General features: G+C 64.8%; 20 protein-coding genes. 13 read left to right on the plus strand and 7 right to left on the minus strand.

Translation table 11 applies throughout. The annotated features are described in order from the left end of the window. Positions 1 to 104 precede the first annotated feature (104 nt). Positions 105 to 2,957: a valine--tRNA ligase gene (locus tag HMPREF2581_RS02335; RefSeq protein ID WP_003137827.1), complete on the plus strand. Its 2,853-nt coding sequence runs from the start codon at positions 105 to 107 to the stop codon at positions 2,955 to 2,957. On the opposite strand, the gene HMPREF2581_RS02340 is transcribed toward HMPREF2581_RS02335, so the two are convergent. The 4 genes from HMPREF2581_RS02340 to HMPREF2581_RS02345 all read right to left on the minus strand — a co-directional run bounded on the left by HMPREF2581_RS02340 (position 2,954) and on the right by HMPREF2581_RS02345 (position 5,318). After that, complete coding sequence (locus HMPREF2581_RS02340; RefSeq protein WP_049259899.1) at positions 2,954 to 3,307, minus strand: hypothetical protein; 354 nt, start codon at positions 3,305 to 3,307, stop codon at positions 2,954 to 2,956. The two genes, HMPREF2581_RS02335 and HMPREF2581_RS02340, sit on opposite strands and share 4 nt — an antisense overlap. A 144-nt stretch (positions 3,308 to 3,451) precedes the next feature. Further along, the gene (locus HMPREF2581_RS32815; RefSeq protein ID WP_123903205.1) at positions 3,452 to 3,835 is read right to left on the minus strand and encodes a hypothetical protein; all 384 of its coding nucleotides are present in this window, start codon (positions 3,833 to 3,835) and stop codon (positions 3,452 to 3,454) included. 331 nt (positions 3,836 to 4,166) lie between these two features. Further along, a complete protein-coding gene (locus HMPREF2581_RS32820; RefSeq protein ID WP_123903204.1) occupies positions 4,167 to 4,466 on the minus strand; it encodes a hypothetical protein in 300 nt (99 codons plus the stop codon). 429 nt (positions 4,467 to 4,895) lie between these two features. After that, positions 4,896 to 5,318, minus strand: coding sequence for a hypothetical protein (locus HMPREF2581_RS02345; RefSeq protein WP_223720404.1), 423 nt, complete (start codon positions 5,316 to 5,318; stop codon positions 4,896 to 4,898). A gap of 406 nt (positions 5,319 to 5,724) precedes the next feature. Here HMPREF2581_RS02345 and HMPREF2581_RS02350 point away from each other — a divergent pair, with 406 nt between their 5' ends. The 6 genes from HMPREF2581_RS02350 to HMPREF2581_RS02375 all read left to right on the plus strand — a co-directional run bounded on the left by HMPREF2581_RS02350 (position 5,725) and on the right by HMPREF2581_RS02375 (position 12,064). Continuing rightward, positions 5,725 to 6,702: an ABC transporter substrate-binding protein gene (locus HMPREF2581_RS02350; RefSeq protein ID WP_003100588.1), complete on the plus strand. Its 978-nt coding sequence runs from the start codon at positions 5,725 to 5,727 to the stop codon at positions 6,700 to 6,702. 83 nt (positions 6,703 to 6,785) lie between these two features. Beyond that, the gene (locus HMPREF2581_RS02355; protein WP_003092881.1) at positions 6,786 to 7,676 is read left to right on the plus strand and encodes an ABC transporter permease; all 891 of its coding nucleotides are present in this window, start codon (positions 6,786 to 6,788) and stop codon (positions 7,674 to 7,676) included. A gap of 2 nt (positions 7,677 to 7,678) precedes the next feature. After that, the gene (locus HMPREF2581_RS02360; RefSeq protein WP_003092883.1) at positions 7,679 to 8,473 is read left to right on the plus strand and encodes an ABC transporter ATP-binding protein; all 795 of its coding nucleotides are present in this window, start codon (positions 7,679 to 7,681) and stop codon (positions 8,471 to 8,473) included. A 118-nt stretch (positions 8,474 to 8,591) separates the two neighbouring features. After that, positions 8,592 to 10,424, plus strand: coding sequence for an SLC13 family permease (locus HMPREF2581_RS02365; protein WP_003092885.1), 1,833 nt, complete (start codon positions 8,592 to 8,594; stop codon positions 10,422 to 10,424). Positions 10,425 to 10,515: 91 nt separating this feature from the next. After that, positions 10,516 to 11,526, plus strand: coding sequence for a 23S rRNA (adenine(1618)-N(6))-methyltransferase RlmF (gene rlmF / locus HMPREF2581_RS02370; protein ID WP_003092887.1), 1,011 nt, complete (start codon positions 10,516 to 10,518; stop codon positions 11,524 to 11,526). A gap of 187 nt (positions 11,527 to 11,713) precedes the next feature. Next, positions 11,714 to 12,064: a CesT family type III secretion system chaperone gene (locus tag HMPREF2581_RS02375; RefSeq protein WP_003137823.1), complete on the plus strand. Its 351-nt coding sequence runs from the start codon at positions 11,714 to 11,716 to the stop codon at positions 12,062 to 12,064. Between the two features lie 291 nt (positions 12,065 to 12,355). Here HMPREF2581_RS02375 and HMPREF2581_RS02385 read toward each other — a convergent pair whose 3' ends face one another. After that, positions 12,356 to 12,841 carry a DUF2165 family protein gene (locus tag HMPREF2581_RS02385; protein ID WP_003111147.1) on the minus strand — a complete coding sequence of 162 codons (486 nt, stop codon included), beginning with the start codon at positions 12,839 to 12,841 and terminating at the stop codon, positions 12,356 to 12,358. A gap of 201 nt (positions 12,842 to 13,042) precedes the next feature. Between HMPREF2581_RS02385 and HMPREF2581_RS02390 the strand changes: the two genes are divergently transcribed. Together HMPREF2581_RS02390 and HMPREF2581_RS02395 are read left to right on the plus strand one after the other, a co-directional pair. Further along, positions 13,043 to 13,345, plus strand: coding sequence for an ArsR/SmtB family transcription factor (locus tag HMPREF2581_RS02390; protein ID WP_003092893.1), 303 nt, complete (start codon positions 13,043 to 13,045; stop codon positions 13,343 to 13,345). A gap of 65 nt (positions 13,346 to 13,410) precedes the next feature. After that, positions 13,411 to 14,403 carry a zinc-dependent alcohol dehydrogenase family protein gene (locus tag HMPREF2581_RS02395; protein WP_015502417.1) on the plus strand — a complete coding sequence of 331 codons (993 nt, stop codon included), beginning with the start codon at positions 13,411 to 13,413 and terminating at the stop codon, positions 14,401 to 14,403. Between the two features lie 156 nt (positions 14,404 to 14,559). Here the strand turns inward: HMPREF2581_RS02395 and HMPREF2581_RS02400 are convergent, their stop codons facing one another. Next, a complete protein-coding gene (locus HMPREF2581_RS02400; protein WP_003092897.1) occupies positions 14,560 to 15,171 on the minus strand; it encodes a glutathione S-transferase in 612 nt (203 codons plus the stop codon). Between the two features lie 123 nt (positions 15,172 to 15,294). Here HMPREF2581_RS02400 and HMPREF2581_RS02405 point away from each other — a divergent pair, with 123 nt between their 5' ends. Continuing rightward, on the plus strand, positions 15,295 to 16,191 hold the full coding sequence (locus tag HMPREF2581_RS02405; protein WP_003100573.1) for a LysR substrate-binding domain-containing protein: 897 nt from the start codon (positions 15,295 to 15,297) through the stop codon (positions 16,189 to 16,191). Here the strand turns inward: HMPREF2581_RS02405 and HMPREF2581_RS02410 are convergent. After that, on the minus strand, positions 16,181 to 16,723 hold the full coding sequence (locus tag HMPREF2581_RS02410) for a hydrolase (RefSeq protein ID WP_003111145.1): 543 nt from the start codon (positions 16,721 to 16,723) through the stop codon (positions 16,181 to 16,183). The genes HMPREF2581_RS02405 and HMPREF2581_RS02410 overlap by 11 nt on opposite strands. 103 nt (positions 16,724 to 16,826) lie before the next feature. On the opposite strand from HMPREF2581_RS02410, the gene HMPREF2581_RS02415 reads away from it, so the two are divergent. The 3 genes from HMPREF2581_RS02415 to HMPREF2581_RS02425 form a co-directional block, all read left to right on the plus strand. After that, entirely contained in the window at positions 16,827 to 17,297 is a 471-nt protein-coding gene (locus HMPREF2581_RS02415) for an SRPBCC family protein (protein WP_003092903.1), read from the plus strand. Positions 17,298 to 17,370: 73 nt separating this feature from the next. Then, positions 17,371 to 18,726 carry a TAXI family TRAP transporter solute-binding subunit gene (locus HMPREF2581_RS02420; protein WP_003137821.1) on the plus strand — a complete coding sequence of 452 codons (1,356 nt, stop codon included), beginning with the start codon at positions 17,371 to 17,373 and terminating at the stop codon, positions 18,724 to 18,726. 92 nt (positions 18,727 to 18,818) lie between these two features. Continuing rightward, on the plus strand, positions 18,819 to 19,554 hold a 736-nt coding region (locus HMPREF2581_RS02425), incomplete at its 3' end, for a nucleoid-associated protein (protein WP_070867297.1).

The raw sequence follows: 19,554 nt of genomic DNA on the forward strand, positions 1-19,554 counted from the left end.
CCCCGCCGCGGCCCGCGGCCTTACCCCCGGGCCGCCATCCCCGCTATACTCCCGAACTTTCTTCGCATTTTCCCCAGCCATATTCAGCTTTGGTCCCCTTTCGCATGGACAAGACTTACCAGCCGCACGCCATCGAGACTTCCTGGTACGAGACCTGGGAGTCCAACGACTACTTCGCTCCGAGCGGCGAAGGCCAGCCCTACACCATCATGATCCCGCCGCCGAACGTGACCGGCAGCCTGCACATGGGCCATGGCTTCAACAACGCGATAATGGACGCGCTGATCCGCTACCGCCGCATGCAGGGCCGCAACACCCTGTGGCAGCCGGGCACCGATCACGCCGGCATCGCCACCCAGATGGTGGTGGAGCGCCAGCTCGGCGCCCAGGGCGTGAGCCGCCACGACCTCGGCCGGGAGAAGTTCCTGGAGAAGGTCTGGGAATGGAAGGAACAGTCCGGCGGCAACATCACCCGGCAGATTCGTCGCCTGGGCTCCTCGGTGGACTGGTCGCGCGAGCGCTTCACCATGGACGACGGCCTCTCCGAAGCGGTCAAGGAAGCCTTCGTGCGCCTGCATGAAGACGGCCTGATCTACCGCGGCAAACGCCTGGTGAACTGGGACACCAAGCTGCACACCGCGATTTCCGACCTGGAAGTGGAAAACCACGACGAGAAGGGCCACCTCTGGCACCTGCGCTACCCGCTGGTGAAAGGCGCGAAGACCAGCGAAGGCCTGGACTACCTGGTGGTCGCCACTACCCGTCCGGAAACCCTGCTGGGCGACGCCGCGGTCGCGGTGCACCCGGAAGACGAGCGCTACGCCAAGCTGATCGGCCAGTTCGCCGAACTGCCGATCGTCGGCCGGCGCATCCCGATCGTCGCCGACGAGTACGTCGACCGCGAATTCGGCACCGGCTGCGTGAAGATCACCCCGGCCCACGACTTCAACGACTACGAAGTGGGCAAGCGCCACGACCTGCCGCTGATCAACATCTTCGACAAGAACGCCGCGGTGCTGGCCCAGGCCCAGGTGTTCCACCTCGACGGCAGCGTCAACCCGAACCTCGACCCCAGCCTGCCGCAGAGCTACGCCGGCATGGACCGCTTCGCCGCGCGCAAGGCCATCGTCGCCGAGTTCGAGGCCATGGGCCTGCTCGAGAAGGTCGACGACCACGCACTGAAAGTACCGAAGGGCGACCGCTCCGGCACCGTCATCGAACCCTGGCTGACCGACCAGTGGTACGTCAGCACCAAGCCGCTGGCCGAAGACGCCATCGCCGCCGTGGAAGACGGCCGTATCCAGTTCGTGCCCAAGCAGTACGAGAACATGTACTTCTCCTGGATGCGCGACATCCAGGACTGGTGCATCAGCCGCCAGCTCTGGTGGGGCCACCGCATCCCGGCCTGGTACGACGAGGCCGGCAACGTCTACGTCGGCCGCGACGAGGTCGAGGTGCGCACCAAGCACAAGCTCGGCAACGAGGTCGAGTTGCGCCAGGACGAAGACGTTCTCGACACCTGGTTCAGCTCCGGCCTGTGGACCTTCTCCACCCTCGGCTGGCCGCAGCAGACCGAGTTCCTCAAGACCTTCCACCCCACCGACGTGCTGGTCACCGGCTTCGACATCATCTTCTTCTGGGTCGCGCGGATGATCATGCTCACCATGCACCTGGTGAAGAACCCCGACGGCACCCCGCAGATCCCGTTCAAGACCGTCTATGTCCACGGCCTGGTGCGCGACGGCCAGGGCCAGAAGATGTCCAAGTCCAAGGGCAACGTACTCGACCCGCTGGACATCGTCGACGGCATCGACCTCGATACCCTGCTGCAGAAACGCACCAGCGGCATGATGCAGCCGAAGCTGGCGGAGAAGATCGCCAAGCAGACCCGCGCCGAATTCCCCGAAGGCATCGCCAGCTACGGCACCGACGCCCTGCGCTTCACCTTCTGCTCGCTGGCCTCCACCGGCCGCGACATCAAGTTCGACATGGGCCGCGTCGAAGGCTTCCGCAACTTCTGCAACAAGATCTGGAACGCCGCCAACTTCGTCATCGAGAACACCGATGGCCAGGACACCGGGGTCAACGGCGAGCCGGTCGAGCTGTCCTCGGTCGACCGCTGGATCATCTCCCAGTTGCAGCGCACCGAGCAGGAAGTCACCCGCCAGCTCGACGCCTTCCGCTTCGACCTGGCCGCCCAGGCCCTCTATGAGTTCATCTGGGACGAGTACTGCGCCTGGTACCTGGAGCTGGTCAAGCCGGTGCTGTGGGACGAGAACGCCCCCATCGAGCGCCAGCGCGGCACTCGTCGCACCCTGATCCGCGTGCTGGAGACGGCCCTGCGCCTGGCGCACCCGTTCATGCCGTTCATCACCGAGGAAATCTGGCAGCGCATCAAGGGCCAGGCCGGCAAGGAAGGTCCGACCCTGATGCTGCAACCCTGGCCGGTGGCCGACGAAGGCAGGATCGACGCCGCCGCCGAAGGCGACATCGAATGGGTCAAGGCGCTGATGCTCGGCGTACGGCAGATCCGCGGCGAGATGAACATCTCCATGGCCAAGCGCATCGACATCATCCTCAGGAACGCCTCGCCCAGCGACCACCGCCGCCTGGCCGACAACGAGCCGCTGCTGATGAAACTGGCCAAGCTGGAAAGCATCCGCGTGCTGGAAGCCGGCGAGGAAGCGCCGATGTCCGCCACCGCCCTGGTCGGCGACATGGAAGTATTGGTGCCGATGGCCGGCCTGATCGACAAGAGCGCCGAACTGGGGCGCCTGGACAAGGAGATCCAGCGCCTGGAAGGCGAGGTCAAGCGCGTCGGCGGCAAGCTGTCCAACGAAGGCTTCGTCGCCAAGGCCCCGGCCGACGTGATCGAGAAGGAACGCGCCAAGCTAGCCGAGGCCGAACAGGCCCTGGCCAAGCTGGCCGAGCAACGGCAGAAGATCGCCGCGCTCTAAGCACTCTCGCCTAGGTACGGGGCTGCGGCCTCGTACCTTTCTCCCCAGGCGCCGCTGTCTATCTGCGCCGAAGTGATCTGGCATACCGCGTTCACCGTGGCGCTGGCCGAATAGGCGATTTCCGGCAGTTTGTTCTGTGTGGCCTGGCCGCTCAGCATCAGCGACAGCATGGCCTTGCCGGCATCGGTATTCATCGGCGGCAGGCGCATCAGGCCAAAGCCGCAATCCGCCGCTCCCGGCTTGCTGACGATGAAGCCCCAGCCTCCACCCGGAGAATTCGCGTCCACCATAAAGCCCACACGCATGATGGTGACGTTGTTGACTTTCTTGTCGATGGCGTGGGCTGATATTGATGTGAATAGCAGCCATAACAAAAAAACAATAACACCTTAAAAAACAAGAAACCATTAACAACACTCACTGCAAAACGTCAAAACCCCACTCTATAAACTGACTAAAGCAACCATGCCTTTAGAAAAATAAATATCCATTAGTTACCCACCTATCTTTCTCAATACTGAAAAAGCTTTATGCCTATTTTTTTGAGAGGCGCTCCGCCCCTCAACCACCCCCTCCAAGCGTGCTAGTAGTACATCACTGACTTCTACTCCTCCTTGCTCTATCCAAGAAAGTGCCAAACCAATCCAGTAGTCAGACTCACTATCCAGTCCCGCCAAAACAACATTTAAGTAACAAAATCCCCCCTCAAGCTTTTCCCTAACCTCTTCGTAAGGTTTCTCCAATAAAACCAGAACCCTCCAAAAACTCTCTTCCTCCTGGAGAAAAAAGACCTGATCCCCCATGGACAAATACCACAACCCTTCTGAATTACACCGTAGCGCCATACCAGCTTTAATATAATATTCAAAATCAGCCATCACATCCCTCTCTGGCGCTCAACCTCACACCATATTCATGAAAACTTCAACCCTTACCATGACAATTGATATATCTCAACAAGAATAAATACTTACCCACACATCCATAAACAGCAAAACAAAACCCACCCAAACCATCCTCATTCATTTAAAATTCACCGCAAATACCAACCATTTCACCCAGAAACCTATCTATAACGGCAACAGGAAAATTATTCTACCCAGCCCAGCCGTTCAAACAAACCCTCCCAGGCAAAACAAGCCCCTACAAACTTGCGCACCCTTATAAAGAAACACTCAAATAACCGCACCATTTTCAAGCTAGAGAAATTCAAAATATTTCTTTAACTACCCCCACCCCTACGACACGATCAAGCTCCCTGATTTCAAAGACATCACCAACCTTCACGTCATTACCGAAGAACTCCCAGCTAGCAAACTTTATCCTAGCCACAACAGCCTCTCCCGGATAGATGACTTTATCTCCAGGATAGGTATGGACCCCACTAGCAAGATATTCCACCTGACGAAATTTATGCTGCGGAGAGTATCCACTCGCAACACCTTTTACCTTAGGCCTAGGCACTTCCTCAGATAATTCCACCAAGGCTAAAATATCGTATCTCTTCATCAAGTCACCGAAAACTCATGATGAGTTACTTTCATTCAGTAAGTCCATGCCACCCTCCTTGGCGGCTACCACTCAAATGGATGGGCTCCTATCAACTCTCCCACCCATGCTTCTAACAGCCTTGATTAAACCGCCCGAGCACCGAGTCATAAAAGCGCCCATTCATCCCAACTCATTCTCCTTGACCTCAACTAAATCCCTCCTATAGACCTGCGCACTCTTATAAAGAAACAAAGAGACAGCGGCATAATCCCCTCTTACCCCCCGGCTGTCCCAAGCGCCAATCCACAAATGTTGGATACCCACTTTCACGAGGGGGATTAAAGGTCAAAAACGCTATACCAACATGAACATCAGGAAGCGATCCTTTATATGCCTGCACACTTACTTCCGACGATCCTTGAGCAGGCCGCCCCCATATCTCCTGACTCAACGCCCGGTACCGCTGGCTACCTGCAGTACGCCGTGCGCGGAAGGGTTGCCGCTGACGATCAGCAGCGAGTCGCTGGAATCGTTCGGCTGCAGGACCAGGTCGAGGATGCCATCGCGATTCAGGTCGCCGATGAAGCTCTGGTAGGGCGCCGCCGTCCAGGCCACGGCGTTCAGATCCGCCGCCGGTGGATCGTAGAGGGCGCTGTAGCTGGCACCATTGCGCAGCAGGACGACATTCTTCAACGGTGGCAGGAGCGGAATCGGCGTAGCCACTTCGCCCCCCACCACGACCACCGAAGTGACCGCCTTCAGGTAGAGGTCCGGCTGACCGTCGCCGTTGTAGTCGCCGCTATAGACACGGAAGTTTGCCGAACGCCAGCCAGCGGCGGTCGCGTCCCCGACCATGAGACAGATCGCCACGGCGACGATCCACGCACTCCAACGCCCCACCATGCATCCCCCAGAGCCCACCCCCATGGCAGGCACGCAGACCGGGCGCAAAGCACCGCTCCCAGGCAGGCGGTGCGGTACGCGTCCTTGCAACTCGGGAGACGTTTACCACAAGGCCATCAATTGGCCACATATCTTTGGTTGGGCTCGAAACCGATGACCTTCTGTTCGGAGGCCACGCGGGGCCTCATCGAATTTTCGCAAAGGGCAGGCACTCCCCCTTGCCCGCCCCCCCAGCGGTAATCCCGCCGCAAGAAAAAACATCAAACCTGCTGACGACTTGCGCGAAAAATGCGATGTTTCGGCCACGCTGTACCCGCACCGCCCAATCAGAACAATTCGCTACAGCGCGCCAATACAATCAGGAGATCGCCGCATGATGCAGGCCTATAAGAATAAATGGTTGCCCCTCAGTGCCCTGGCCCTTGGCATGGCCCTGTCCTTCGGCGCCAACGCCGACGAGCAGAAGTCGGTGGCCGTGACCGCCATCGTCGAGCACCCGGCGCTGGACGCCGCTCGCGACGGGGTCAAGGAGGCCCTCCAGGAGGCCGGCTACGAAGACGGCAAGAACCTCAAGTGGCAGTACCAGAGCGCCCAGGGCAACACCGGCACCGCCGCGCAGATCGCCCGCAAGTTCATCGGCGACAAGCCCGACGTGATCGTCGGCATCGCCACTCCGTCGGCCCAGGCGCTGGTGGCCGCGACCAAGAGCATCCCGATCGTCTTCAGCACCGTCACCGACCCGGTCGGCGCGCACCTGACGCCGAGCTGGGAAGCCTCCGGCACCAACGTCACCGGGGTTTCCGACATGCTCGCGCTGGACAAGCAGATCGAGCTGATCAAGAAAGTGGTGCCGGGCGCCAAGCGCATCGGCATGGTCTACAACCCGGGCGAAGCCAACTCCGTGGTGGTGGTCAAGGAGCTGAAGGAGCTGCTGCCGAAGATGGGCCTGAGCCTGGTCGAAGCCTCGGCCCCGCGTTCGGTGGACGTCAGCTCGGCGGCGCGCAGCCTGGTCGGCAAGGTCGACGCGATCTACACCAACACCGACAACAACGTGGTGTCCGCCTACGAGGCGCTGGTCAAGGTCGGCAACGACGCGAAGATCCCGCTGATCGCCTCCGACACCGACAGCGTCAAGCGCGGCGCCATCGCCGCCCTCGGCATCAACTACAAGGAGATGGGCAAGCAGACCGGCCGCATGGTGGTGCGCATCCTCAAGGGCGAGAAGCCGGGCGAGATCAAGCCGGAGACCAGCGACAACCTGCAGCTGTTCGTCAATCCCGGGGCCGCGCAGAAGCAAGGCGTGACCCTGTCCGACGAACTGCTCAAGTCGGCCGCGGAAGTCATCAAGTAAAAAAAGCGGCCGCCGGCCGCGGGCGTCCCGCCCGTGGCCGGACGGCACGATAATCCTGCCTTCACGCACTCGGTTACGAAGTCATGTCTCTGTTTTCCCTGTTCGGTGCCCTGGAGATCGGCCTGATCTTCAGCCTCGTGGCACTCGGCGTATTCATCTCCTTCCGCCTGCTGCGCTTCCCCGACCTCACGGTGGACGGCAGCTTCCCGCTCGGCGGCGCGGTCTGCGCGACCCTCATCGCCCTCGGCTGGGACCCGTACAGCGCGACCCTGGCGGCCACCGCAGCCGGCGCACTGGCCGGGCTGGCCACCGGCCTGCTCAACGTCAAGCTGAAGATCATGGACCTGCTCGCCAGCATCCTGATGATGATCGCGCTCTACTCGATCAACCTGCGCATCATGGGCAAGCCCAACGTACCGCTGATCGCCGAGCCGACATTGTTCACCCTGCTGCAGCCGGAATGGCTCAGCGACTACGTGTTCCGCCCGCTGCTGCTGGTGTTCATCGTGATCGCCGCGAAGCTGCTGCTGGACTGGTTCTTCACCACCCAGAAAGGCCTGGCGATCCGCGCCACCGGCTCCAACCCGCGGATGGCCCGTGCCCAGGGGGTCAACACCGGCGGCATGATCCTGCTCGGCATGGCCATCTCCAACGCGCTGGTGGCGTTGGCCGGCGCGCTGTTCGCGCAGACCCAGGGCGGCGCCGATATCTCCATGGGTATCGGCACCATCGTCATCGGCCTGGCCGCGGTGATCGTCGGCGAGAGCATCCTGCCCTCGCGCCGGCTGATCCTGGCGACCCTCGCGGTGATCCTCGGCGCCATCGTCTACCGCTTCTTCATCGCCCTGGCGCTGAACAGCGATTTCATCGGCTTGCAGGCCCAGGACCTGAACCTGGTCACCGCGGTGCTGGTCACCGTCGCCCTGGTGATTCCGATGATGAAGAAACGCCTGCTCGGCAAGAAGGGAGCCTGACCATGCTCAGCGCGAAGAACCTGAAGATCACCTTCAACCCCGGCACCCCCATCGAGACCCGCGCCCTGCGCGGCCTGTCGCTGGACATCCCGGCCGGCCAGTTCGTCACCGTGATCGGCTCCAACGGAGCCGGCAAGTCGACCTTCCTCAACGCGGTATCCGGCGACCTGCCGATCGACAGCGGGCAGATCCTGATCGACGACGAAGACGTCACCCGCAAGCCGGTCTGGGCCCGCGCCAACCGCGTCGCGCGGGTGTTCCAGGACCCCATGGCGGGTACCTGCGAGGACCTCACCATCGAGGAGAACATGGCCCTGGCGCAGCGTCGCGGTGCCGGTCGCGGTCTCGGCAGGGCGGTGCAGGCATCGATGCGCGACGGTTTCCGGGAAAGCCTGGCGACCCTCGGCCTCGGCCTGGAGAACCGCCTCGGCGACCGCATCGGCCTGCTCTCCGGCGGCCAGCGCCAGGCCGTCAGCCTGCTGATGGCGGCGCTGCAGCCGTCGCGCATCCTGTTGCTCGACGAACACACCGCGGCGCTCGACCCGCGCACCGCCGACTTCGTCCTGCATCTCACCGCACGGATCGTCGCCGAGAAGAAACTCACCACCATGATGGTCACCCACAGCATGCGCCAGGCGCTGGACGTGGGCGAGCGCACGGTGATGCTGCACCAGGGCCAGGTGGTGCTGGACGTCTCCGGCGAGCAACGCAAGGGCCTCGACGTACCGGATCTGCTGGCGATGTTCGAGAAGGTGCGCGGCGAGAAGCTCGCCGACGACGCCCTCCTCCTAGGCTGACAGAGCCACGGCGCCTCTCCGCTGCGAAGCGGGGAGGCGCCGTCGACCTGCAGCAGATCAAGGCGCGATCCGCGTCCGTCTGCCACACTCGCAGGCATCCTCCCGCTCAGATGCCCGCATGAACCTCGAACTGCTCTGGGTGGTCGGCCTGCTCGCCACCACCGTCGCCCTCTTCATCCACAACCGCCTGCGCCTGGACGTGATCGCCCTGCTGGTGATCATGGCCTTCAGCGTCAGCGGAACCCTTACCCTCAACGAAGCCCTGGCCGGCTTCAGCGATCCCAGCGTGATACTGATCGCCGCGCTGTTCGTGATCGGCGAAGGCCTGGTGCGTACCGGGGTGGCCTACCAGGTCGGCGACTGGCTGATCGCCCGCGCCGGCAGCAGCGAAGCGCGCCTGCTGGTACTGCTGATGCTGGCGGTGGCCGGGTTGGGCTCAGTGATGAGTTCCACCGGGGTGGTGGCGATCTTCATCCCGGTGGTCCTGAGCATCGCCGCCAAGCTGAAGATCCCTCCGGGCCGGCTGATGATGCCGCTGGCCTTCGCCGGACTGATCAGCGGCATGATGACCCTGGTCGCCACACCGCCGAACATGGTGGTCAACAGCGAGCTGGCGCGCGAGGGTCATGCCGGCTTCGGCTTCTTCGCCTTCACCCCGATAGGCCTGATGGTGCTCGCCATCGGCGTGGCCTACATGCTGCTCACGCGCAACTGGCTGAACGCCGCCAGCCCGGCGGAAGTCGGCGCGCCGAAGGCACGGCGGACCCTGCGCGACCTGATCCGCGACTATCGCCTGGCCGGCCGCGAGCGGCGCCTGCAGGTCCAGCTCGGCTCGCCGTTGATCGGCAGCACCCTGGAAGAACTGCAACTGCGCACCCGCCTGGGCGCCAACGTGGTCGGCCTGGAGCGGGTGCGCAAGTTCCACAGCGAGGTGGTCAAGGTCGGCGGCAGCACCGAGCTGAAGGCGGGCGACGTGTTGCTGCTGGACGTCTTCGCCCCTCCGGAGGACATGGACCGGCGCTGCGCCGAGCTGAACCTGGTGCGCCTGCCGTTCCGCGCCAGCTACTTCATCGACCAGTCGCGGGAGGTCGGCATGGCCGAGGTGACTCTGCCGCCGGACTCCACCCTGCTCGGCAAGAGCGTCCTGGAGCTGGGCTTCCGTTCGCAGTACGGGCTCAACGTGGTCGGCCTGCGTCGCGACCACGAAGCGCTCACCGACGGCATGCTGGAAGAGAAGCTGCGCCTGGGCGATACCCTGCTGGTGATCGGCGCCTGGAAGGCGATCCGCCAGTTGCAGGGACGCAACCGCGATTTCCTGGTGCTCAGCCTGCCGGCGGAGATCGACGAGGTGGCGCCGGCCCTGAGCAAGGCGCCGCACGCCCTGCTCAGCCTGGCCGTGATGGTGGCGCTGATGGTCAGCGGGGTGGTGCCCAACGTGGTCGCGGCACTGGTCGGCTGCCTGTTGATGGGCCTGTTCCGTTGCATCGACATGGACGGCGCCTACCGCGCCATCCATTGGCAAAGCCTGGTCCTGATCGTCGGCATGCTGCCCTTCGCCCTGGCCCTGCAGAAGACCGGCGGTATCGACCTGGTGGTCTCGCTGCTGGTCGACGCCCTCGGCGACGCCGGCCCGCGCGTGCTGCTGGCCAGCCTGTTCCTGCTCACCGCGGCCATCGGCCTGTTCATCTCCAACACCGCTACCGCGGTGCTGATGGCGCCGATCGCCATCGCCACCGCCAACCAGATCGGCGCCTCGCCCTACCCCTTCGCCATGGTGGTGGCGGTGGCGGCCTCGGCAGCCTTCATGACGCCGATTTCCTCGCCGGTGAACACCCTGGTGCTGGGCCCTGGCCAATACCGCTTCGGCGACTTCGTCCGGATCGGCGTGCCATTTACCCTGCTGGTGATGTTCGTCTGCGTGCTGGTGATTCCGTGGCTGTTTCCATTGTGACCGGGCCAGGAGCGCGCCGCTCGGCAGAAACACTGGCCAGCCTCCGGCGGATGTGAATAATGCCCGCCTCGCCGTCACGGAAACCGAGACCATGCCCCGCCCGACCAGCCCGCATCCCGACGCCGAGCGCAAGAGCGCCAGCCCGCTGCACCCGCGCAATCGCCACCTGGGACGCTACGACTTTCCGCGCCTGATCGCCGGCAGCCCGGAACTGGAGCGCTTCGTCATCCTCAATCCGTACGGCAGGCAGAGCATCGACTTCGCTGATCCGGCGGCGGTGAAAGCCTTCAACCGCGCGCTGCTGCAACAGTTCTACGACGTACGCGAGTGGGATATACCCGATGGTTACCTGTGCCCGCCCATTCCCGGTCGCGCCGACTACCTGCACTACCTGGCCGACCTGCTCGGCGCCAGCCACGATGGCCTGATTCCACGCGGTCCCGGCCTGCGTGCGCTGGACGTCGGAACCGGAGCCAACTGCATCTACCCGCTGCTCGGCCACCACGAATACGGCTGGCGCTTCGTGGGCGCCGACATCGACCCGCAATCGCTGGCCTCGGCCGCTGCGATCCTCGCCGCCAACCCACGCTTCGCCGCTGCCATCGAGTTGCGCCGACAGCCTGATCGCAGGCAGATATTCCAGGGCCTGATCGGCGTCGACGAGCGCTTCGACATGACCCTCTGCAACCCGCCCTTCCACGCCTCGCTGGACGAAGCCACGCGCGGCAGCCGGCGCAAGTGGAAGAACCTCGGCAAGCTCGACCCGACCCGCACCCTGCCGCTACTGAACTTCGGCGGCCAGGGCGCCGAGCTGTACTGCGAGGGCGGCGAAGCGGCCTTCCTGGCCGGCATGGCCGAGGAAAGCCGGGCGTTCGCCACGCAGGTGTTCTGGTTCACCACCCTGGTATCCAAGGCGAGCAACCTGCCGAACCTCCAGGAGCGCCTGAAGACGCTGGGCGCCAGCGATATCCGCGTGGTGGACATGGCCCAGGGACAGAAGCAGAGTCGCTTCGTCGCCTGGACCTACCTCGACAAGAAGCAGCGCCGGGCCTGGCGCAAGGAGCGCTGGACAGCAGCCCTCCTGGAACCACTGGGCGAATAGCTGGCACGCCTCTCCACCCGGCTCCGCTGCCGAGCCCAAAAACGGACACCCCATCGCCTATCAGGATCGGCCGCCGTTTTTCCATTGGAATCGGCAGCGGCAAAACCTAAAAAAAGAGAACCCCGATTAACAGTCTCTCCGGGCTGGCACTGCTCTAATGGCCACCTCCAGTAACTCGGAACACGCCATGAATCCACTCTACCGCGCCGCCATCCACCAGCTTTTTCTCGCTCTCGATCTCCCGACGCCCAATGACGAGGAGAGCGTACTCAGCCTGCAGGTGGGCCCGCATCTCTGCCATCTGGCAGAACATCCGACCGATCACCTGTTGATGTTCACCCGCCTGGAAGGACAAGGGGACGCTGCGGCCAGCGAGCAGAACCTGTTCAGCCAGGACCCTTGCAAGCCGATCCTGGGCCGCGACCCCGAAAGCGGCGATCGGCTGCTCTGGAACCGCCAGCCCTTGCAGTTGCTGGACAGGGCCCAGATCCACCATCAACTCGAACAACTGGTCGCCGCCGCCGAAGAGCTGCGCTGAGCCCAGTCGTGCGAAAGGAGCCGATGCCGCAGGTTCTGCTTTCCTCGAAGAACCCCGGGGCTGAACTCGAGTGACCATGCCGAGCCAGCCGGAGCACCTGTCCTCGAGGCAGCCGGCTGCCACTGCCCGGGGGCAGTTCCAGCTGCGTCAGCCCATGCAGCGCGTGCGAACAGAGGGGAGCCGAGGGACCGGGTGGCAGGAGCGAGATGCGACTTCGCGCCATCGACGGGCGTCCGGCTCGCTCCACCGTCGCCGTCCTCGCACCCTGCTCCCTCGTACCGGCAGTCCCCGTCAGCTCCAGCGGACGTTGAGCACGAAGAAGTTCGCCAGCACCCAGACCACCAGCAGCAGGTGGGTCAGTTGCAATCCCTCCTGGCGGATCCAGTAGCCGAACCAGAGCCCGCCCAGCAGCATGCCGAAGAGGAAGCCGAGGGCCGCGCTCAGGGCCAGGTTGAGCCAGGGCCGGGCCGTCTCCAGGCCGGCGCCGAACAGCAGTTCGTAACAGCCGGTCCAGGCCGTGACGACGGCAGCGACCTGCAGCGCGACGATGATCGACAAGGCCAGGCGGTGCATGAGCGGCGAGCGCACCGCCCGCGCCAGCAAGGGCATGTCGATCGCGGGCGGCTGGGCCAGGGGAGCCATCGACATGGTCACGCCGATCGCCCCCACCGAGCTGGCGAAGGCCTGCAGGTTGTTGATCAGGGCGAGGCTCAGCCACAGGGCGAAGCCGAGGCAGCAGGTGAGCTGGAAGATCATCAATGAAGTCTGGGTGTCCATTCCGGGTCCTTTGCAGAGTACGGGCGGTCGTCGCTCGGCGCCCTTCCGGCGCCAACGAGCGCAAGGCCTGCGCTGATCGGGAGGAACGGCGGGAACGCCGGATGGCACTCTAGGACCTGAACCCAACTTGAGGTCAACAGCGACGGCAGGTCTCCGTCGTCCCGGATTGACAAATCGGAAATTCCCGATATCCTCGCCGCCATGGACCTGCTCGAAACATTCAAAGCCCTGTCGAACCGGACACGCCTGGAAATCCTGAAAGGCCTGAAGGACCCGGCGAAGAACTTTCCTCCGCAGGACGAGGGCGACGTCGACACCGTGGGCGTCTGCGTCAGCAGTATCCAGGAGGGCGTCGGCCTGTCGCAGTCGACCGTGTCCGATTACCTGGCGATCCTGCAACGGGCGGGCCTGGTCGAAGTCAGGCGGATCGGCCAATGGACCTACTACAAGCGCAACGAAGCGAATATCCGTGCCCTCGTCGAGCTGATCGGCGCGGAACTGTAGTTCTTTCTACGCCACAATATATCGAAAATTCCCGATATCCCTTTTTACCGAAACGAGGATATGCAATGAAAGCGTTGATACTCAAGGCGTTTGGCGGTCCGGAATCCTTCGAGCTGCGCGAGGTGCCCAAACCGGTGCCGCAGGCGGGACAGGTATTGGTGCGGGTCCATGCGACCTCGATCAATCCGCTGGACTACCAGGTCCGTCGCGGCGACTACCCCGACCTGGTAGCGCTTCCGGCCATCACCGGGCATGACGTGTCCGGCGTCGTCGAAGCGGTAGGGCCGGGAGTGACCGCCGTCGCACCGGGAGACGAGGTCTGGTACACCCCGCAGATCTTCGAAGGCCAGGGCAGCTATGCCGAGTACCACCTGGCAGCGGAAAGCATCATCGGCAGGAAGCCCGCCGCGCTGAGCCACCTGGAGGCGGCGAGCCTCAGCCTGGTCGGCGGCACGGCCTGGGAAGCGCTGGTCACACGCGCGGCGCTGAGGGTCGGCGAAAGCATCCTGGTGCATGGCGGCGCCGGCGGCGTCGGGCATGTCGCGATCCAGTTGGCGAAGGCCATGGGAGCCCGGGTCTTCACCACAGTGCGCGAGGTCAACTTCGAGTTCACCCGCCAGATGGGCGCCGATGTGCTCATCGACTACCAGAAGCAGGACTACGTCGAGGCCATCCTGCGGGAAACCGGAGGCCACGGCGTCGACGTGGTGTTCGACAGCATCGGCGGCGACACCCTGTCGCGCAGCCCCGAGGTACTCGCGCAGCTCGGCCGCGTGGTCAGCATCGTCGACCTCGCCCAGCCGCAGAACCTCCTCCAGGCCTGGGGCCGGAACGCGAGCTATCACTTCGTCTTCACCCGGCAGAACCGCGGCAAGCTCGACGAGTTGAGCGCCCTGGTCGAGCGCGGCCGGTTGCGCCCGCATGTCGGCGCCGTCTATTCGCTTGCCGACATCCCCCTCGCCCACGCCCGCCTGGAGAGTCGCGACAATGGCATCCGGGGAAAAATCGCGATCGCGGTCGAGCCGTCGGTCGATCCCGCACAGGCGTTCGCCCGCTGACGCCACGGCGCGGAACGGGCCCCGATCGCGGCCCGCCCCGGCATGTGCCCGGTACCGACCCGCAGCGCCCAGGTCAGGGCGGCCAGCCGACGAACCGGGGCCTGGCGCAGGCGGAAACGAGCCGTTCGAGGGGCGCCAGCCTGGCCCCTCGCGGGCTCAGACCGGCGGCGTCTCGAGGAACACCGGCAACCCCTCCGCATAATCCGAATAGCTTGCCAGTTCCGGGTATTCGCTGGCGGCGACCCGCTCCGCGACCACCAGTTGGCTGAAGCGCCAGGCCACCGCGACGGTCACCCCGACCAGGTCGATGCCGCCGTCGCGTGCCAGCGGCTCCTGGCGCAGCGCTGCCTCCAGCCAGTCGTAGGCCGCCAGCAACTGCCCCTCCACCCGCTCCAGCCAGGGGCCATGGCGGCGTTCCTCGGGACGCAGGTTCAGTTCGTAGTAGATCTGCACGGATTTCTCGCAGGCCACCAACGCCGCGCCGATCAGACTCAGCGCCCGTGCACGGGCCTGCGGCCGTTGCGGCAGCAGACTGCGTTCGCGGCCGGCCAGGCACTCCAGGTAATCGAGGATCAGGCTGGAGTCCATCAGCACGGTGCCATCGTCCAGCACCAGCGTGGGCGCCTTGACCATCGGGTTGAACAGGCTGAACGCCTCGAAATTGCGAAACACCGACAGCGGCCGGTGCTCGTAGGGCAGGTCCAGCAGGCGCAGGGCGATGGCGACCCGGCGCACAAAAGGCGAATCCAGCATACCGATCAGTTGCATCGCGGCATCCTTTGTCGATGATTAAGCGCCGCTAAGAGGGTGGCGCCTGGGGAAATCACTCTAGTCGTTGCACAACGCGAAAAATATCGAGATAAATTCAGCGAACTCTTTAGAAAAACTTACATGAGCGACCTCCCTCCCCTCACCGCGCTGCGCAGCTTCGAAGCGGTCGCCCGGCTCGGCAGCATCAGCCAGGCCGCCAGCGAGCTGCACGTCACCCACTCGGCGATCAGCCAGCAGATCAAGCTGCTGGAAAACCTCCTCGGCCTGGCCCTGTTCGTCCGCGAGGGGCGCGGCCTGCGCCTGAGCGAGAACGGCCGGTTCTACGCCCTGCAGGTACGCGCCTCGCTGGGCGAGATCGCCGACGCCACGCGGGTGGTGCGGGCGCGTCCGCGGGAGGGCGAGCTGGTGGTCACGGTGATGCCGTCCTTCGGCCTGAACTGGCTGCTGCCTCGCCTGCCGCGCTTTCGCGAGCGCCATCCGCACTGTCGCGTGCGGCTGGTGGCCAGTCTCGACGTGCAGAACCTGCGCCAGGGCCTGGCCGACCTCGGCGTACGCATCGGCAAGGGCGACTGGGAAGGGGTCGGTCGGGAACGCCTGTTCGACGACGAGTTGCTGATGGTCGCCGCGCCCGACTTCAACGGCGGCCGCCTGCCGCGCACGCCGAGCGAGATCGTCGCCTGCCCTACCCTGCGCTCCACCGAATCCTGGGCGCTCTGGTGCCAGCGTGCCGGCGTGGCGGAACCGCAGCACGGACTGCTGATCAACGACTCGAACCTGCTGCTGGAAGCCGTGCGCCTGGGCCAGGGCATCGCCCTGGAGCGTCGCAGCCTGGTCGCCGGCGCCCTCGCCGAGGGCCGCCTGGTGCAACTGGGCGACATCCGCGTGCCCTACCCCTATCCCTACTGGCTGGTCTGGCCGCAGCGCGAGCCGCCGAGCGACCGCCACCAGGCCTTCGCCGACTGGCTGCGCGAGGAGGCCCGGCGCTACCAGGCCGAGCAACCGCCGCTCAGCGAATGAAGTTGCGGCTGATCTCGCGGAAGCGGTCGCTGCCGGCGCGTTCCATCCATTCGAAGGCGACCATCTCCCGCGACACGATCATCGCCCCGGCCTGGCGCATCCGCTCCACGGCCAGCGCCTTGTCGCTCGGCCGCCGCGAGCCGATCGCCTCCTCCACGACGAACACTTCGCGACCACGGCCAAGCAGGTCGAGCACGGTCTGCAGCACGCAGACATGCGCCTCGCTGCCGCAAACCACGAACTGCCGGCGGTCGCCGCCGGGCGCGCGCAGCAGGGCGCCGTCGGCGGCGGCCGAGAAGTCCAGCTTCTCGAGGATCTGCGTGGCGTCCAGCTCATCGCGCAGGGCCGCCACCGTCGGCCCCAGGCCCTTGCTGTACTGCTCGCTGGCCAGCACCGGCACGTCCAGTGCGCGGGCCACGCGCAACAACCACTGGCTGTACTCGACCAGCGCCGGGCCGTCGTCGATGGCCGGCAGCAGGCGTTCCTGGATATCGACCACCAGCAGGGTCGAGGTTGCGGCGCGGATTAGCATGGCGTCCTCCTTCGGTTCGACGTCTCGGTTCGTCTGGCTTAGGCTTGCACGGCACGGGCGCCATGGACAGCGCGTCCTCCCACAACCCTAGCAGGAGCCTGCGATGAATATCAGCCTGCATTTCGAATCGCGCCTGCAGGCCAGCCCCGAACAGCTCTGGCGGTGGATCACCTCGGTGGACGGGATACTCCGCGAGATACGCCCGTTGCTGAGCATGAGCGTACCGCCCGGTATCCGCAGCCTCGAAGACCTGGAGGTGGTGCCCCGGCGCCCGCTGTTCCGCAGCCACATGCGCCTGTTCGGCTTGCTGCCGCTGGGCACTTCGCAACTGACCCTGCTGGAGCTGACGCCCGGCCGCGGCTTCATCGAACAGTCGCCGATGACCGGCATGCGCCTCTGGCGCCACGAGCGACGCATCCTGCCGGCACCGGGCGAGGCCGGGGAATGCCTGCTGGTCGACCAGTTGACCGTACGCCCGCTATTCGCCGCCGGGCTGGTACGCTGGTTCCTCACCCGCATCTTCCGGCATCGCCACCGGGTGCTCTGCCGGCAGTTCCGCACGGACCGCCGGTGACCCTCGGCTACGCTGAGGAGTGCGCCCGCCCGCATCCGTCATACCCTTCTGGAGAGCAGCACAAGGACCGCTCATGAATCGCATCAAGCACCTGCTCAAGGACCTCGCCATCCTGATCCGCGCCAACCTCTGGCTGATCCCGGTGATCGCCGCCCTGGTCGCCGCGGTGTTCTATTTCGTCGCCCCGCCGCCGCCGATGAGCGCGACCATGGCCACCGGCGCCGAGGGCGGCGGCTACGCCGTGTTCGCCGGCAAGCTCCGGGAAAAGCTCAAGGAGCAGGGCTTCGAACTGAGGCTGGTGCCCAGCGCCGGCTCGCGCGACAACCTGGAGCGCCTGCTCGGCACCGGCGAGGTCGACATCGCCCTGGTCCAGAGCGGCCAGGAGCGCCAGCTCGAAGCCGGGCAGGCGCGCCAGTTGCAGACCCTCGGCGCGGTCTACCAGGAGCCGCTCTGGCTGTTCCACCGCAGCAACGTGCACATCGACCAGCTCAGCGACCTGCTGCACCTGCGCCTGGCCATCGGCAGCGACGGCAGCGGCACCCGCGCCGCCACCGAGGCGATCCTGCAGGCCAACGACATCGCCCCGGGACACTATCCGATCACCTGGGAAGCCCGCGGCGGCAACGCGGTGGTCGACGACCTGCTGGCCGGCAAGCTGGACGCGGCGTTCATCGTCGGCCCGGCGGAGAACCCGGCGATCCAGAAATTGGCCGACAACGACCAGCTTCGCCTGGTCAACTTCCGCCGCAGCGCCGCCTACGAGGCGCGCCTGCCGTTCCTCAAGCGGGTCGAGGTCGGCGAAGGCCTGCTCAACCTGCCGCGCAACGTGCCGGAACGAAACATCAGCACCCTGTCGCCGGTGGCCACCCTGGTGATCAACGAGCGCTTCCACCCGGCGCTGATCCCGCTGGTACTGGAAGCCGCGCGCGAGGTGATGAAGGACGGCAGCCTGCTCGACAAGCCCGGCGCCTTCCCCAGCGCCGAGCCGCGCACCCTGCGCCTGCACGAGGACGCCGAGCGCTACTACAAGAGCGGCCTGCCGCTGCTGCAGCGCTACCTGCCGTTCCGCATCGCCTCCCTGGCGGACCGCTACATCATCCTGCTGATCCCGTTCATCGCCATCCTCATCCCGCTGATGAAGTCCATCGGCCCGCTGTATCGCTGGCGCATCCGCGCGCGCATCTACCGCTGGTACCGCTACATCCGCGACATCGACCGCAAGCTCGACAGCGGCACCGACGCCGAGCAACTGAGAAGCGAGATCGAGCGGCTGGAGAAACTGGAGAGCGAGCTGAACACCGTGGAGGTGCCGCTCTCCTACTACCACGAGCTGTACGAGCTGCACCTGCACCTGAACTTCGTGATCAAGCGCCTGCACGGTCTGCAGGAACGCCAGGCGACGCAGGCAGAAGCCGGCAACCTCGGGTAAACTGGCCGATCCGCGGGCGCGCCAGCGGCGTGTCCCGCAGCATCGCGGAAACCTGCGCGGCGCCGCCGATTACCTGAAAGGTCGAACCTGACATGCCGATCCATCACGCCATCGTCCACCTGATCGAGAAGAAGCCCGACGGCACCCCGGCCGTGCTCCACGCGCGCGACGCCGAACTGGGCGACTCCCAGGCCACCGAAAACCTGCTGGCCGACCTCAACGAAAGCTACAACGCCAAGAACAAGGCCTGGGGCTTCTTCCAGGGCGAGTCCGGGGCCTACCCGTTCAGCGGCTGGCTCGGCGAGTACCTGGAGGGCGACCGCGACTTCGTCGGCTTCAGCCGCGAAGCGGTCGAGCACCTGCAAAAGCTGATGGAGGAGTCCAATCTCTCCACCGGCGGCCACGTCCTGTTCGCCCACTACCAGCAAGGCATGACCGACTACCTGGCGATCGCCCTGCTGCACCACAGCGAAGGCGTGGCGGTGAACGAGTCGCTGGAGGTCACCCCGTCGCGCCACCTGGACCTCGGCCAGTTGCACCTGGCCGCGCGGATCAACATTTCCGAATGGCGCAACAACAAGCAGTCGAAGCAGTACATCTCGTTCATCAAGGGCAAGGGCGGGAAGAAGGTCTCCGACTATTTCCGCGACTTCATCGGCTGCCAGGAAGGGGTGGATTCGCCGAGCGAGACGCGCACCCTGCTGAAAGCCTTCAGCGATTTCGTGGAAAGCGAGGACATGGCCGAGGAACAGGCCCGCGAGAAGACCGAGACGCTGGTCGACTACGCCACCTCCCAGGCGCGCATCGGCGAGCCGATGACCCTCGACG

The organism is Pseudomonas sp. HMSC057H01, assembly GCF_001836405.1.
Lineage (GTDB): Bacteria > Pseudomonadota > Gammaproteobacteria > Pseudomonadales > Pseudomonadaceae > Pseudomonas > Pseudomonas aeruginosa.